Annotated in this window: 11 protein-coding genes and 1 tRNA gene; 9 read left to right on the top strand and 3 right to left on the bottom strand. The window is 56.4% G+C overall.

The features are described 5' to 3' along the window. The first annotated feature begins 80 nt into the window (after positions 1-80). From AABO57_12845 to AABO57_12835, 3 genes are all read left to right on the top strand, one after another. Positions 81-2,168 carry a serine hydrolase gene (locus tag AABO57_12845; protein MEK6286620.1) on the top strand — a complete coding sequence of 696 codons (2,088 nt, stop codon included), beginning with the start codon at positions 81-83 and terminating at the stop codon, positions 2,166-2,168. Between the two features lie 242 nt (positions 2,169-2,410). Continuing rightward, complete coding sequence (locus AABO57_12840; GenBank protein ID MEK6286619.1) at positions 2,411-4,717, top strand: APC family permease; 2,307 nt, start codon at positions 2,411-2,413, stop codon at positions 4,715-4,717. A gap of 1 nt (position 4,718) precedes the next feature. Next, positions 4,719-5,600: a lysophospholipid acyltransferase family protein gene (locus AABO57_12835; GenBank protein MEK6286618.1), complete on the top strand. Its 882-nt coding sequence runs from the start codon at positions 4,719-4,721 to the stop codon at positions 5,598-5,600. 49 nt (positions 5,601-5,649) lie between these two features. Here the strand turns inward: AABO57_12835 and lpxA are convergent, their stop codons facing one another. Further along, positions 5,650-6,441 carry an acyl-ACP--UDP-N-acetylglucosamine O-acyltransferase gene (lpxA, locus tag AABO57_12830; GenBank protein ID MEK6286617.1) on the bottom strand — a complete coding sequence of 264 codons (792 nt, stop codon included), beginning with the start codon at positions 6,439-6,441 and terminating at the stop codon, positions 5,650-5,652. A gap of 233 nt (positions 6,442-6,674) precedes the next feature. On the opposite strand from lpxA, the gene AABO57_12825 reads away from it, so the two are divergent. The 3 genes from AABO57_12825 (at position 6,675) to AABO57_12815 (ending at position 8,817) form a co-directional block, all read left to right on the top strand. Beyond that, entirely contained in the window at positions 6,675-7,871 is a 1,197-nt protein-coding gene (locus AABO57_12825; protein MEK6286616.1) for a PilT/PilU family type 4a pilus ATPase, read from the top strand. A 79-nt stretch (positions 7,872-7,950) separates the two neighbouring features. After that, on the top strand, positions 7,951-8,655 hold the full coding sequence (locus AABO57_12820) for a zinc-ribbon domain-containing protein (protein MEK6286615.1): 705 nt from the start codon (positions 7,951-7,953) through the stop codon (positions 8,653-8,655). An 88-nt stretch (positions 8,656-8,743) separates the two neighbouring features. Continuing rightward, positions 8,744-8,817 (top strand) — tRNA-Arg (locus AABO57_12815). Positions 8,818-9,776: 959 nt separating this feature from the next. Here AABO57_12815 and AABO57_12810 read toward each other — a convergent pair. Together AABO57_12810 and AABO57_12805 are read right to left on the bottom strand one after the other, a co-directional pair. After that, the gene (locus AABO57_12810; GenBank protein MEK6286614.1) at positions 9,777-10,049 is read right to left on the bottom strand and encodes a PqqD family protein; all 273 of its coding nucleotides are present in this window, start codon (positions 10,047-10,049) and stop codon (positions 9,777-9,779) included. 227 nt (positions 10,050-10,276) lie between these two features. Then, positions 10,277-10,894 (bottom strand): helix-turn-helix transcriptional regulator, encoded by a 618-nt coding sequence (locus tag AABO57_12805; protein ID MEK6286613.1) that lies wholly within the window; start codon positions 10,892-10,894, stop codon positions 10,277-10,279. Positions 10,895-11,367: 473 nt separating this feature from the next. Here AABO57_12805 and AABO57_12800 point away from each other — a divergent pair, with 473 nt between their 5' ends. From AABO57_12800 to AABO57_12790, 3 genes are all read left to right on the top strand, one after another. Next, entirely contained in the window at positions 11,368-12,939 is a 1,572-nt protein-coding gene (locus tag AABO57_12800; GenBank protein MEK6286612.1) for a hypothetical protein, read from the top strand. A 43-nt stretch (positions 12,940-12,982) separates the two neighbouring features. After that, the gene (locus tag AABO57_12795; protein ID MEK6286611.1) at positions 12,983-14,074 is read left to right on the top strand and encodes an AAA family ATPase; all 1,092 of its coding nucleotides are present in this window, start codon (positions 12,983-12,985) and stop codon (positions 14,072-14,074) included. Positions 14,075-14,425: 351 nt separating this feature from the next. Continuing rightward, entirely contained in the window at positions 14,426-15,163 is a 738-nt protein-coding gene (locus tag AABO57_12790; GenBank protein MEK6286610.1) for a CpsD/CapB family tyrosine-protein kinase, read from the top strand. Positions 15,164-15,220 lie beyond the last annotated feature (57 nt).

Genomic DNA, 15,220 nt, shown 5'->3' with positions numbered 1-15,220 from the left:
GGGTGATACGCAATAGAACCCTGCGGCAACGATGGAAGCTTTGTCGTTCTGGAACAGGAACATCTTGGAAGAGGATCATAATGAGAATCAGAATTTGCTCCCTAATGACTGCGGTTCTGAGCGTCGCGCTGTTAGGTCACGGAATGCCAGCCGCACACGAAAGTCAGAAAGCGATGAGTCGCCCCGTCGCTAGCTCTGAAGGCGAGCTGCTCGCGCATCTCGAACAACGTCTCGACGGCCTTCGACAACAACTCAAGATTCCAGCGATGTCCTGCGCGATCGTGAAAGATCAGAAGGTGGTATGGGCGAAGGGATTTGGGTACGCCGATGTCGAGAACAAGATTCCAGCGACCGAGCACACCTCTTATCATCTGGCGTCGCTGACTAAGACTCTTGCTTCGACCATACTGATGCAGCTCGTTCAAGAGGGAAAGATCAAGCTCGACGATCCAGTTTCAAAGTACGGCATCCTGGTCGAAAGCGAAGGCGTCATCCGAGTGAAACACTTGTTCTCGCACACTTCCGAAGGCAATCCCGGCGAAAACTACAGCTACAACGGGAATCGCTTCGCGGAACTCGATAAGGTCATTCAGAAAGCGACCGGCAAATCGTTCGCCGAACTCCTTATCGCAAATATCCTCGATCCGCTTGATCTGAAAGAGACCGCGCCCAACGTCTGGCCCGTCGCTCATACCAAATCGCCAAGCCAGGCGGGCCAGAAATCAGAAGAGGACGTGAAGGCTGCCGTGATGAACCTGGTCGGCGCAATCAACTCGCGCAACGTCGATCAAATTGAGCGATATCTCGCGGTACAGCAGAACGCTTTTCGGCGTGACGGCGGATCGCTGGCGCCGTTCGTCGATGTCTCCGGGCTTCGCGAGGATTTTCGCGTAGGCGTTAGGGTGAACATTCAGGTCGACGACCTTGAGGCGGCCATCTACGACAACACGGCTCTAACGACATGCATTTTCACTCAGTCAGTGACTCTGCCGAACGGCCGGGTTCGCAACGACGGGCCCGCGCGGGTTTCTTTGGTCTGGAACAAGCCGGAAGGAACCTGGAAAGTTGTTCACGGACACCAGTCGCCACTGACCGACTCGCTGATCACCGAGAAGCAACGGCAGCGTTTCGACCTGGTTTCCAAGACGCTGGCTCAGCCGTACCAACTCGATGACAGGTTCAACATCGTAAAGGGTCAGTACCCGAATCGGTTCAGCGTGTCCGCCGGATTGATGTCGTCCGTGCTTGACATGGCCAAGTACGACATCGCTATCGATCAAAACCGATTCCTCACCAAAGAGACGCAGCAGCTCGCCTTCACTCCGATGGTTTCCACAAAAGGTGAGACGCTTCCATACGGTCTCGGTTGGTTCACGCAGAACTACAAGGGAACGCGGCTGATCTGGCACTACGGGTTTTGGACGTGCAACTCGTCGCTCATCTTGAAGGTCCCGGATCGTAACATCACCTTCATAGCGATGGCCAACACCGACAACCTGAGCCGATCGACTGACCTTGGCGCCGGCGATGTCACCAGCTCGCCGGTGGGGCTGGCATTCTTGAAGACGTTCATCTTTCCGGAGATATTCGGAGGCCCGTTGCCGGAGATCAACTGGCAAGCTTCCGTTGAGGAATTGAAGCAGCGACTGAAGGCAGCCGAGGATAAGCCGTACGCTGATCTTGTGAAGAAGGAACTGGTGAACCAGTCGCGCTTCAACGCAAGCGTCGGACGACCGGGCGAGTCATCGCGCTTGTTCAAAGCGTACAGCGCCTTGTTCGCGAAGGGTCTGCCTGGTGATCTCGCGCCCAGGAAACCACTCGCCGAGATCGTCCGCGTTCAGGACGACGCGGATCAAACCGCCGAGTTCACTCTGTTGCAAGAGCAGAGCGTTCGCGTCTTTGCCATCGGCGAAGGACAGGGCGGCGAGATGTTCGACTACGGGTGGATCGAAGATGAGAAGACCGGCAAGCGAGTCTGGGAGATGAAACAATCCGAGACAAAGCCCGCGGGCGGCGCGCCGAAGAACCGGCTGATCGACGTCAGCGTGACGCTGCCGGCCGGGAATTACAAATTGCGTTACAAGTCGGACGACTCTCATTCCTTCGACAACTGGAACGCGTTTCCCCCAGCCATCAACTTCTGGGGCATCGCGATCTACTCCAAATAAATAGAAAAGGAACCGCTGATTTACGCTGACTGTAGTTTCGCTGATCCGCGCTGATCAGCGCACCGAAGGCAGCGTGGATCAGCCGTTCCTTCTCCCCCGGCAAGTCAAACTGAACCATACGTGCAGGTTCGTTAGCTTGACAAGACGATCTGCGCGGGTATCCTATCGCATGCAATGAACTGGCGACCCGCACTACCACCACCGATCGCAAGTTCCCACGAAAGCCAAATTCAAGAACAAGAATGAACGTTACGAAGGGGCCAGCGCGCGTTAAGGTTGTTGTCGCCACAACGGTGATGTTGTCCTTCATATCGTTCTGGCGAGCGGCTGCCATTGTGCTCAACGATCTGGGCTCGTCTGCATTCTACGCGGGCGGGCTTGCTGAGCAGTACATTGGCAAAGCTGCGCCCTGGTTCATCCTGGGCGTGATGTTGTTCAGCTCCGCCGTGCGCATAGTCTACGTCGAGTCGTCGTCGATGTTCACGCGTGGCGGCGTCTATCGTGTGGTCAAGGAGGCGCTCGGCGGGACGATGGCCAAGCTCAGCGTTTCCGCTTTGATCTTTGATTTCATCCTGACGGGACCGATCTCGGGGGTCACCGCGGGTAAGTATATCGTTGGGCTCGTAGCGAGCACGGCGACTTACTTCGGCCACCCGTGGGAGCCCTCGGCTGATATCGGCAACTACCTGGCGGCAGTAGTGGCGGTGCTCGCAACCCTGTACTTTTGGTGGCGCAACCTCAAAGGAGTTCACGAATCGAGCGACGATGCGATGCGCATCATGTACATCACGACGGTGATGGTCGTGATATTGATCGGGTGGGGGTGCCTGACCCTGCTGATGAAGGGGGGCCAGATGCCGCCGCCTCCGACTCCATCGAACCTCAGTTTCGCGGGTGAGCCCGACAACGCGCTCGGCTGGCTGAAGCATTGGTCGTGGTTCGCCCCAAGCGGCGACGGACGATATAAGCTCGCCGAGAACGCTCCAAGCATCCTCGGGCTGCTTGGTATCATGATCGCATTCGGTCATTCGGTACTCGCAATGAGCGGCGAAGAGACGCTTGCTCAGGTGAACCGCGAGCTCGAGCACCCGAAGCTCAAGAACCTCATGCGTGCCGGCATCGTCATTTTCGTCTTCTCACTTCTGTTCACCTCCCTGGTCTCGTTCTTCGCGGTTGCGATCATCCCTGACTCTGAGCGGCCCCGGTATCTCACAAACCTGATTTCGGGGCTGGCGATGAACTTTGTGGGTCCGGAATGGATAAGGCTTTTATTCCAGGGATTCGTGGTGATCGTCGGTTTTCTGATGTTGTCGGGAGCGGTGAATACGGCGATTCTCGGATCCAACGGAGTGCTGAACCGCGTTTCAGAAGACGGCGTGCTGACCGACTGGTTCCGCGCGCCGCATAAGAAGTACGGGACGACTTATCGAACCATCAACTTGATTGCGATCCTTCAAATCGTCACGATAGTGGCCTCGCGAGGGGACACGGTCGTGTTGGGAGAGGCTTACGCGTTCGGCGTCATCTGGAGTTTCTCGTTCAATGCGATTGCCACGGTGGTATTGCGCTTCAAGCGGCCCGAGGAGCGCGAATGGAAGGTGCCCGGCAATATTCGCATAGGGAGGATCGAGTTCCCGGTTGGGCTTGTAACCATCGCGCTCATCCTGATCTCAATTGCGTTGACCAACCTGCTAACCAAACAGGTGGCGACGATTTCGGGCATTCTGTTCACCACAGCCTTCTTTGCGATCTTCACCATCTCTGAGCGGATCAACCTACGCAAACTCGATTTGACGGCGTCCAAGCTCGATCAGTTTCAATTGCAGCACAGCGAGACGGTCGATCTTCAATCGGTGGGCGCGCGCCCGGGCAATGTGCTGGTCGGCGCACGCGATTACAATACGCTCTCGCAGCTTGAACACGTGCTCGAGCGCACGAACACCGATGAGCAAGACATAGTCGTGCTGACGACGCGCTTGATATCGGGTCCCGGCGGCGGCGAGCGCGATTTGTCTGATGAGACGCTGTTCACCGAGTATGAGCAACGGCTGTTTACGCGAGTCGTCGCGCTGGCGGAAAAGCATGGCAAACCTGTCGAACTGGTCATCGTTCCGGCTACGAATGTCTTCGACGCGGTAGCACAGACCGCGATGCGGTTGGATTCGGCCGTTATTGTTGCCGGACTCTCGTCGAAAATGACCGCCCAGGAACAGGCTCGAGAGCTCGGCCGCGCGTGGGAGCGGCTTCCCGAGAAGCCTCGCCGGCAAGTGACCTTCAAGGTGATTGAGCCCGGCGGCGTTGAGCACGTCGTTCATCTGGGAGCGCACGCGCCGCACCTCACCGAAGACGACGTCAACCTGATTCACAAGCTATGGATTCAAGTGAGCAGCGTTCCCAGCCGGCGCAAAGTGCATCACCGCGATGTCGTGCGAGTGGCGCTTGACCGGCTCGAACGCGACCTCCGAGGAAAGACCGACGTGATGCTGGACTTCTACAATCTCGAACACAAAGAATTAGACGGCAAGTCTGGCCCTAGGAAACGGCCGTAGAGTGCCGGCAAGCATACTGATGTTAGTTCCGATTGATCCGCTTACAACCGAAGGCCCGAAGCGGGCTGCTACTGAAGGGAGCGATAGCTCACGCCGAGCGGCGCGCCGGGCCTCACGACCAAGAGAATCGGCCGGCTTGGATGCCCTGCGGAGCCGCGTCTACAGTTTCAGCGATCTGTCGAATTATGGACCGCGCGACCGATGGATCATTTACGCCGCGGACGTTTTTTTCTATTTGTTGATTCGCGTGATCTGCTCGACGCTGCGATGGGAAGTGCGAGGCCGCGAGCATCTCGACTCGATTCTCTCGTCCGGACATCAACCGATCTTTACCTTTTGGCACGTATGCATACTCAGCGCAACCTGGTTTTGGCGCGACCGGGGTATTGTAGTGATGTCAAGCATCAGCCGCGACGCCGAGTACACGGGACGTGTGATAAAACGATTCGGCTACGGCACGGCGCGGGGATCGTCGACTCGAGGCGGCGGTCGGGCGCTGGCTGAGATGGCTGAGTGTTCGAACAGCGGAATCGAAGTAGGATTTACGATTGACGGCCCGCGCGGCCCCGCTCACGTGGCAAAGCCCGGAGCAGTCACACTGGCTCGCCACACGGGGCAAGCGATACTTCCATTTCACATCGCCGCAAGCAGGTACATCGAGCTACGAAGTTGGGATCGCTTGCAGATACCTTTGCCTTTCACGCGTGCGGTAGCGCTTATTTCAGAGCCGATCTATGTTCCGCGAGACTCGAGCAGCGAGGAAGTGGCGGGGAGACAAGCGGCTGTGCAATCCGCGCTCGACAACTTGTGCCGAGAAGCCGAATCCTGGAGGAGAAGCAACAGGCAAGGGGCAAAAGGCAAGAGCCGAAGCGGCGAGAGCTAGGGGCGCGTTGCCTCCGCGCGCTCGTTGCCCGTAGCCCTTCGCTTTGCCCTTAACCCTTCGTTTGCTCTTTCCTTTCTTCGTGGCAGAAGCCGCGAGTGGCGGCACCAACGAAACCGATCAGGTGATCGACCAACGGGTCACCGAAATCTGCGAGTCGCTTAAGCGCGAGTTCGAGCGGAAGTCCCGATCGCAGCACGAGACGATAACCCTCTTTTAGCTTGTGGATATTGCTAGATTTGAAGCCCGCTCGTCGAAGGCCAATACTATTTAGGCCGTGAGCGCGTCCAGGTGCGCCGTCGGTTATGACGAACGGCAGGCAGTCCTGAACGATCTTGGAATTTCCCCCGATCATCGCAAGACGCCCGATGCGGCAGAACTGATGCACGACAACTCCGCCTGAAATGAACGCTTGATCCTCGATCTCAACGTGACCTGCAAGCGCGACGTTGTTGGCTATTATGATTTCATCTCCCAATCGGCAGTTATGGGCCACGTGCGCATTAGCCATAATAAAACAATTTGAGCCAACGATCGTGGCCGATTCTGGTTGAGTCCCTCGATGCATCGTCACACCCTCGCGGATGCGATTGTTTGAGCCTATGCGAAGGTAGCTTGTGCAGTCTACAAAGTCGAGGTCCTGGGGCTCACCGCCAAGCACTGCGCCCTCGTGAATTACGTTGGCTGGTCCAAGCATTGTGAATCGCTTAATTACCGCGTGCGCGCGAATGTCGCTGCCGTCTCCAATATCGGTATCCTGCTCGATCACAGCGTAAGGTCCGATGCTTACACTAGAGCCGAGCCTCGCGCCCGGATTGATGATCGCTGTAGGGTGGATGCTCATGAGCCACCATACTAGCATGGGAGTGAGAGTGATGCGTGACCTGAGCATCATGCGCGATAGTCTTTGCGTTAAAAGCATGTGGCCAGAATAGTATTGCCCTTTTCGGGTTCTTATCGTATTTTGGACTCGCCGCCTCCAGCGGGTTTGCACCTCCGGTTGCCCCTATCCGTTTAGAAGACCCCGCACAAAACGGACGCTTACTTCCCTAAGAACCCGGTGTTCAGGAGACAAGGATGAGCTTTTTCGATCTTCAGCCGATCCTCGACAAAATGCTCTCGGTGGCCGACAACATATCCGATTTGAACTTCTCGGTAGGGCGGCCCCCTCAGGTGGAGATCAACGGAAGGCTTACGCCTGTTGACGTCAAAGGACTACGAAACCTCGCCCCTTACCAAACCGAGATAATTGCGATGTCGTTGATGGAGGGCAACACCGATGCGGCGCGCCGCTTCATTCAGACGGGATCAGCGGACATTGGCTACGCAATTCCAAGTAAGGTGCGTTTTCGGGTAAATGTGTTCAAGCAGCGCGGTTCTATCTCAGTTGTGATGCGGGTGATTCCTACTAACGTTCCGACCCTAGAAAGCCTCGGATTGCCGTCGCAACTCGGCGAAGTCGCGCATCTAAAAAACGGTATAGTATTGCTGACCGGACCTACGGGATCGGGTAAGACCTCGACGCTGGCGGCCATCATAGACCGGATTAATACCGAATACAGCTACCACATCGTCACTATCGAAGATCCGATCGAGTTTCTGCACCAACATAAAAAGTCAACTATCAACCAGCGCGAGCTCGGGACGGACACGCCTGCGTTCGCGCTTGGGCTTCGAGCCGCGCTGCGGCAGGCGCCGAAGGTGATCCTGGTCGGTGAAATGCGCGACATGGAGACGACGGAGATCGCGCTCGAAGCTTCGGAGACAGGTCACCTTGTACTCTCGACGCTGCACACGACGGATGCTTCAAAGACAGTGAATCGGATCATCGGCATATACCCAAAGTCCGAAGAGCACGTCATAAGAACTCGGCTTGCGCAGTCGTTCCGCTACATCGTTTCGCAACGCCTGCTCCCGCGCGCCGATGGCGAGGGGCGAGTTGCTGCGGTCGAGATCCTGAAGGCAACGCCGCGATCGCGCGAATATATCGAGCAGGGCGAGAGCGAAGGAAAAACCTTGCTTGAAGCGATGAACGACGGCGAGCTTGAGGGCATGCAACATTTTGATTTGGTGATCGAGCGGATGATTCGAAATGGCGTGATCACTCAAGAGGATGGGCTCGCCTTCGCCACCAATCCGTCGAATCTACTATTACGCCTGTCGGGACTAGGCACCTCGGACGATATGTTGAGCCGACGTGAAGAGCGCAACTACGTACCGGGCCGGGTCTCCGACGCAGCTAAACAGCGTTCGGTTGAAAGAGTTGATAGATAAAGCGTAAGGGCCTCATCCATTGGCGATGAAGCTGATTAGCGTATAGGGATTGCGAAACGGGAATTGAGGAGAAGCAAGAATGATAGCAAGTTGTCCGCAATGCGCGATGAGCCTCACCTTTGACGACTCGCGGCTGCCCACTGAACCATTCAACGTGTTGTGTCCTCGTTGCCGCCAGTCAGTGACGATAATGCCGCCTCCAAAAGAGGAGCCCAGGCTGCCCGGGATCTCGGGGGTGCTGGATGCGGCGATCCCCGCTGAAGCTGATCAGCAGGATTCACTGCGGGCTCTGGCAGACTTACTGCTTGCCGGGCTGAAGCAGTCGCAGCCTCAGGTTCCGGATGCGAAGAACTGGCAGCGCCGACGGGTGCTGTTAGGTCTGGACGACGCGCAAGTAAGAGAGACTCTACGTGCAGCGCTAGAGCCCTCGCGCTACGAGATATTCTCCGCCGATTACGCACCCGAGGCGATTGAGATACTTCACGAATCGCGTGCGGAAGTTATAGTACTCAGCCCAAGCTTTGACGCAGACCACCAGGGCGGCACAGCGATGATGCAGTACGTTAACAGCCTGACTCCACAGGTGCGCCGCCGCACGTACGTCATTCTGGTCTCCCCGCAACTACGGACGCTCGACACCTACCTTGCGTTCGCAAATGGAGTCAATTTAACCGTGCATCCTGAAGATGTGTCGTCTTTTCAATCGATTTTCGAGAGAAGTGTACGAGACTTCAACGAGCTTTATAGGCCGTTGAACCAGGCAAGCACGCTAGCGCCATTCTAACGGCTGCTTCAAAACCGGTTGGGCACGCCGGTCTGAGGCTGGAATTGACACACTTGCAACTTTCTCGGTAATCTTTCGATGTTCCGATGCGCCCGTAGCTCAATTGGATAGAGCACCAGACTTCGGATCTGGGGGTTACAGGTTCAAGTCCTGTCGGGCGTACTTACCCTCACCGAGTGTAAGACTAGGTCTCCAACAGTTTGATTGAATCCTGTCAATTGACGCCCGCAGCAATCAAGGTCTGATTCGGGAGTTCGCTGAGTTGAGTGTCAAACTTCTTGACTCGGAAGGCTCAAAGGAATATGATGATGCGGTGCGCCGGGTCGTCTAATCGACAAGCCCCCTTGAACATTCAGTAGCCCCCTATCTGAATGTTCCTTACCCCGGACGCACCGCCAAAACAGTACCGCTTTATGGCAGGAACATGAAGCGGTGTTGTCTACGCGGCGGTTTATATCATACCTTTCAACACGATGCAAGGAAAAAGTTAAAGTAATTTATGAGCAATGTTGGAAGAATTTCGTTCGTTTCATCTAATTCATTTAGAATCTGTATTTACGGAACCCGCCAAGAAGGAAAAAAACTTTCGCTCACAGTAGAGAGCTCACTCCCAAACCACTGAAACGAACCGGGCAGTGATTTTCGCGCGTTGGTCTCGAAACGATAGGCCGTAAAATCCAACTCCAGGAGCAGGACTATTCGGACGCTCGCGCTGAAGGCATTTGAAGAGGAAAGGTGTTTGGCAGATCCAGTAAGTCCAGCAATCGGAGCGTCCAGGGCACTAACTCCAACTCCCAAGCGCCAAGGTTATCGCTAAACCACTTGCGGTAGATCGCAACGTAGCGGCGGCCATCATGTTTGGATGTAGCCCTAACGTATTCCATCGGTCGGTCTGTCCCCACACTCCAGTGAGCAATGACATCGCCAGGCGTTGGCAGTGTTAGCGAGCGCTGACAGGTCTTAAGCGTTGTAGCCGCTTACTGGGCGTATGGAACGCAGCGGAGACCGCGGAATTCTCGGGCGACCAGCCTCATTCTTGAGCGAGACCTGGATGTTTTCGTTCGTCCGCCCATGTTCAAACGTGCGGCATAGCGACACGCAGGATACTCGGGCACAGCGCGTCAATCAGGTACATGGACCATTCTGAATTCCTCGAGCCGCCCGATGAAAGCTCCGATTTCTTCGCGAGCCGCATCTTCGTCCACCTCGAAGCGCACGCAAATCGCGCGAACCAGATCATCGAGTGTGGACGGATTGCCGCGTTCTAACTCCTGCCAAAGCACAACACCAGTGCGATTGAGGCTGTAATAGAAGAGGGTGTCGAGGTTAAGGAGCACGCCCGTTCCATCATCCAGTGGCGTAAAGATTGTGGGTGTAGATTTTTCAACGCGCATCGGTTCAAAAATAAACTGTGTCGGGTTCCCGTGCAAGTCTTGGCAAAGGGACGGTACATTTGGTCCGAACAGCCGAGTCTGCGGGATTCAGTGTGCGCAGCCTCCCTCCCGTCGCCCTTAGTTCTGATTGAATCGGACAAAGTTTCTCAGATGAGAGACAATGCGGTGAGGCAAGGAGCTGCGAGCCTGTCTGATTGACAGCTCACGTTCTGCGTAGAGCCGCTGGGTCACAATCCGCTGTCGAGCAATCGGGATGCGAGCTCGGCGCGGCCGCGGACGTTAGCCTTCTGGTAAACCTTATCGAGGTGTTTATTTACTGTTTCAACGCTTATCCGCAAGTGCTCGGCGATCTCGAGATTCTTATTGCCCTTCAGGCATTCGACCGCCACTTGCGCTTCTCTTTCCGTCAGAGCCCAGGTCTGTCTGAGGTGCTCTTCATAGCTCGACCAGCGCGAAGCCGACCGCTTAATCAAGCACAGAACGTAGCTCTCCGCGCTCAACATTCCCTCAGGCATCAACGTGCAATGAATCTCGTGCTCGATTCTGCCGACCGTCATATCGCGCACTGAAGAGTGCTCGCCCGTCTCTCCTCGCGAGTCGTAAGTCTCCTGATAAAAATCGGCGGCGGCTTCGATTACCGCAGCCACCAATAGATGGCCTTCACGGTTTTCAACCAGCAGCTTGTCAAATGCGCGATTATGCCAGATCAGTTGCCCCTCGGCGTTAAGGAACACAGCCCCCTCGTTGATCTCATCAAGTGCAGCGGCCAGGCAATAGAGGCGATCTCTTCTTTCCGATGGGGGCGCTGCCACGGGCAGGGATGCATATGACCCTTGAGCTAACATAACAGGCATTCCTCGTACTGTTCTCTGGGAGGCGAGACGACCTTGAGCGGTATGGCTAGGCGATCTCAACGATTCGGCAATGTTCTAGCTTGAGGGGCAGGATGACCGACTTTCTCGGTGGGACAGCAGTAGTCTTTCGAGTCTGCGTCCCGAGGCTCTGCTCCGGCGTCTCGAGTCGTAATCGAAACTGAACTAGAGATAGCTTCGACTCGGTTATAAGCCACGTAGTTAGCATTGTCAACACTTTTGGAATTGGGGCGCTTATTCGCGACGGACCACTCCAAAGCGTTGTTTCTCACCCTCTTTAACCCATAACCTTTTTGGGGAACTGAGCGCGCGATTCTCCCGCCTGGAAAGCTAGCACGATTCCTCGTTTAACTATCGATGAGAGCGGCTTATCTGCCTGGCAGCTGCATAAGTTGCGGAACATCCCGGAAGCCAAGAACGACAGAAGGGAAGAGTCGAGGCAAAAAATGAATTCCCGAAGACACCGACACCTCTCCGATTACTCGCGCGCATTGCGTCGCCACAAGCTCGCCCTACTCATCCCGGCATCGGTCCTGGCCATCGCCACCGCAGTAGCGCTGAGAGAGCTGCCGAGCATGTATGAGTCGAAAGCTAGCTTGGCCATCACGCCTCTGAAGGGCGACGGTGCCAACGAACTTGCGGGCCGCCTCCAAGGGTTTCGTCAACAAGTCACGAGCCGCGAGGCTCTGGAAGCTGTAATCAGCAAGCACAAGCTACCCCGCGAGCCCCTTGAGTCGGTAATCTCGCAGATGCGCGAACGAATCCTCATTGAACCCGAGGCGGACCCTTACTCCCGGCCCGAAGCGTTCAACATCTCATACCGCGCGACCGATCCGGAGACTGCTCGAAACGTGACCGACGACTTGGCCGGTCGACTCGCAGCTCAGAGTTCGAATGAATCGTCATCGTCAAACTCGGAGCCGGAGGCTCTCCGCAAGCGGGCGGCTGACATCTCGATCCAATTGCGTGAGCTTGAGGAGAAGAACCCGTGGCTTGTTGGCTCCCGTTCGGCCCTCTCTATCGGTACGCTTTCTCAGCCGGCACGCAGCTCCGCCCTTTCGGCGGAGGCAATGCGCGCTCAGCAGATGAGCATCGAGAGCCTCAAGGACCAGCAATACAAGATTCAGCAACAGCTCGCCGATGTCGACCGCCGCATCACTACACAACGGCAGATCGTCGAACAGCAAAAGAAGAACTCTACGCTTCGCGACAATCCAACCTATGCTGTGCTGATCGCTAAGCGGACTGAGCTGCAAGGGCAGCGCGACACGCTCATCAACCGGCAGGAGCTTACCGACAAACATCCGCGCGTTCTTACGATCAACGATCAGATCGCCGCAATAAATCGCCAGATCGAAGAACTCCGCCAGCAAGACTCAGCGGTGGTGACTCAGTCGCCAGAGGCGCGCGAGCTGGCCGCACTCGAGTCCGAGCGCAACCGGCTCAAAATCGATCTCGAAGTCGCAGGCCGCGAACTGGTGCGCAGAGCGGTTAACCCTACAGTCCAAGCTCCGGCCCCCGAGACGACGTCAGGTCGACGCGACGCAATGGGGTCGAAACTAGCGCAGGAATACCTCGCTCTTAGGCGAAGCTACAAGGAAGTGACAAGCAATCTGCAAGACACAGAAGCCAAGCTCAAGCTGGCCGATGGCGCCAGCCTCGCGCAGCTTCGCGTGCTCGAGCCGGCGAACCTGCCTGAGCGTCCTGTCTCGCCCAACCGTCTCCTGTTCATATCCGTAGCCGCCGCGGTGGGATTGGCTTTGGGCGCGGCTTTCGCAAGTTTCGCCGAGGCTGGTCGTTTTAAGTCGCTTCAAGGCGACAGAGACGTCGAGCACTACACGCGGCTCCCTTTGCTTGCGGCCCTACCCAGGACAGCAACCGCAACCGAGCGCCGTCACGACCGTTTGCGAGCCAGGGTCCGGCTCGCCTGTGCCACAGCGATTTCCGTCCTTGCGACTCTCGCATTAGCCAAGATCCTCATCGTTTCGGACATCTTGGCGCTGCTCGCAAAAAACTAGAAACGCAGGTCAATTAGTCATTTAAGTCAGGTGAGAGAAACTCATGTACAAGCAATTCTTCGGACTGCGCGATATACCTTTCAGCCTGGCACCCGACCCAAGGTATCTGTTTCGAACTGAGAGCCTCCTCGAGGTCTTCGCCAACCTCCAATACGGAATTGAAAACGGGAAAGGCATCGTAGTCGTTACCGGAGAAGTCGGAACCGGGAAGACGACGATCCTGCGATCAATGCTTCAATCGTTGGATCGCTCCGTTCTGGCCGCTTACATCTTCAACCCTCTGCTTTCGACCGAAGAGTTCTTTGATCTTCTAGCCGGTGAGTTTCGTATGCGGCCTCAGACATCAAAGGCCAGCATGCTGCGCTTGCTTGGCAACGTATTAATGTCGCGTCATTCGCAGGGACTTCGCACCGTCCTCGTAGTCGACGAGGCGCACCTTCTGCCACATCACCTTCTTGAAGAGATTCGATTGCTGTCAAACTTCGAAACAAATCGAGAGAAGCTGCTTCAGGTCATTCTATGCGGGCAGCCCGAGCTTCATGACGTGCTGGGCCAGCCGGAGCTGCGGCAGCTTAAGCAGCGGGTTAGTCTGAAGTGCTCAATCAAGATGCTGAGCCCGCACGAGACTAGCGAATACATTCGCTGGCGCTTGCGCATCGCCGGCTGCACAAACGAAAATCTGTTCCAGCCCGAAGCGATCAAGATGGCCCATCGCTTCTCCGGCGGCATACCTAGAATCATAAACAACATTTGTGACAATGCGCTGCTTACCGGCTTTAGCGAAGGCAGTTCACAGATCACCGCTGCGATCATCGAGGACGTCGTCGAAGTGCTCGACATCACCTCGACCGAGATCGGATCTGCCAAGACCGTCGCCGAGGCAGTCATCCAACGAGATATACAGCCGCGGCAACGCGGCGCTCGCGAACAGTCTGCTTTCGATAACGGAGCCAGCGCGCAAGCCGGGCCGTCGAAAGTGCGCTACATCCGCCGCGATGCGGACACGGCGACCGGAAAGCCGAAAGCGATTTCCGCTGCCGGCAACGGAAAATATGTTATTCGCTCCGAGAGCGAGAGTGATTCGGAGGCTCAGTTGACGTTTTTCTCGCGCGTGCGCGTTTCTAAGAATTCATAGCTCGCGCTTCGATCACGTGTGTCAGATATGGGAAGAGTCTACAACGCATTGGTGAGAGCAGAGAGATGGGACGACGCGGGTCGTCTGATCGGCCGACCGGCGCCGCCCAGCGCGCAGCCAGGCCGGCGTGTAGACGCGCCGCAAGTTTTCTCAGTCAACCCGTATCCAACCTCTGAAGACAACTTTGTTCTTGCAGAAGACCTGGTGACCCCCGCATCTGCCGAGTCACCTATCGCAGCGGAAGCGGTTGAGGCAGCTCCAGTGCCGGTGAGTGCATCAGCTTTTGAGCCGCGCTCCGCCGTTGCTCTGGCGCCCAGCCCAGTATCGGAGTGCCCAGCACCAAGCCTACCAATGACGTTCGAAGAACCGATCACTGTTTCGAATATCGGCGAGTTCGCTATCGACCCGCACCTCGCGGCGCTTACCGGTGAGGATTCTTTGGCAGTCGAGCGCTACCGTGCCCTCTCCGTCAAGCTGCTGAGCCTGGCGCATCAGCGAAAACTGAAAACGCTGCTGATCACCAGCGCTGAAGCAGGCGAAGGCAAGACCACGGTCGCCACATGTGCCGCCTGGTCGCTGGCGAAGCATCCCGAACGACGCGTGTTGTTGATCGAAGCAAACCCCGCTTCTTCGTCTATCGGCGAAATGTTGGGGATCGATGCGAAGCTAGGTTGGCTGAATCTAGTCGATGGTTCGAGCGATTTGAAGCACGCGCTGGTTCGGCTCGAACCGAATGGGCTCTATGTGCTGACGCCTGGAGCGCCGGCGGCTGCGCAGTCCATCGATGCCATGTCATCGCGGTTGGAAGATGTGATAGCCGAGCTGGCCCGGCTCTTCGATTTAGTGGTTGTTGACTCGGGTTCGATACTCGAGTCGTCCGAGACGCAACGTCTCGCAGCCATCCTCGATGGAGCAGTGATTGTCGCGCGCGCCAATAAAACCCATCGCAGAAAGGTGAACGCCGCCCGCAAGCTAGTGCCAAAGGAGCGCCGGCTAGGAGTGGTGTTAAGCGAATCGGAGGCAGATGTTGCTTATCGCCGGAGCGAGAAGAAATCCCTATTGGGAAGAGGGTTCCGCCGTAAGAGGTGACCTGAGGGGAAATTGAGATGGACGTGATAGCCCCCGGCCCTGAGTTGCGGTTGTTCG

The organism is Acidobacteriota bacterium (assembly GCA_038040445.1).
Classification (GTDB): Bacteria; Acidobacteriota; Blastocatellia; order UBA7656; family UBA7656; genus Onstottus_A; species Onstottus_A frigus.
Note: the sequence above shows the minus strand (reverse complement) of the source record. Positions and strands in the feature narration are given on the sequence as shown.

Coding starts and splice junctions, on each gene's coding strand:
- AABO57_12845 (MEK6286620.1), top strand. CDS start 81: ATGAGAATCAGAATTTGCTCCCTAATGACTGCGGTTCTGAGCGTCGCG.
- AABO57_12820 (MEK6286615.1), top strand. CDS start 7,951: ATGATAGCAAGTTGTCCGCAATGCGCGATGAGCCTCACCTTTGACGAC.
- AABO57_12800 (MEK6286612.1), top strand. CDS start 11,368: ATGAATTCCCGAAGACACCGACACCTCTCCGATTACTCGCGCGCATTG.
- AABO57_12795 (MEK6286611.1), top strand. CDS start 12,983: ATGTACAAGCAATTCTTCGGACTGCGCGATATACCTTTCAGCCTGGCA.
- AABO57_12790 (MEK6286610.1), top strand. CDS start 14,426: ATGACGTTCGAAGAACCGATCACTGTTTCGAATATCGGCGAGTTCGCT.
- AABO57_12810 (MEK6286614.1), bottom strand. CDS start 10,049: ATGCGCGTTGAAAAATCTACACCCACAATCTTTACGCCACTGGATGAT.
- lpxA (MEK6286617.1), bottom strand. CDS start 6,441: ATGAGCATCCACCCTACAGCGATCATCAATCCGGGCGCGAGGCTCGGC.
- AABO57_12825 (MEK6286616.1), top strand. CDS start 6,675: ATGAGCTTTTTCGATCTTCAGCCGATCCTCGACAAAATGCTCTCGGTG.
- AABO57_12805 (MEK6286613.1), bottom strand. CDS start 10,894: ATGTTAGCTCAAGGGTCATATGCATCCCTGCCCGTGGCAGCGCCCCCA.
- AABO57_12840 (MEK6286619.1), top strand. CDS start 2,411: ATGAACGTTACGAAGGGGCCAGCGCGCGTTAAGGTTGTTGTCGCCACA.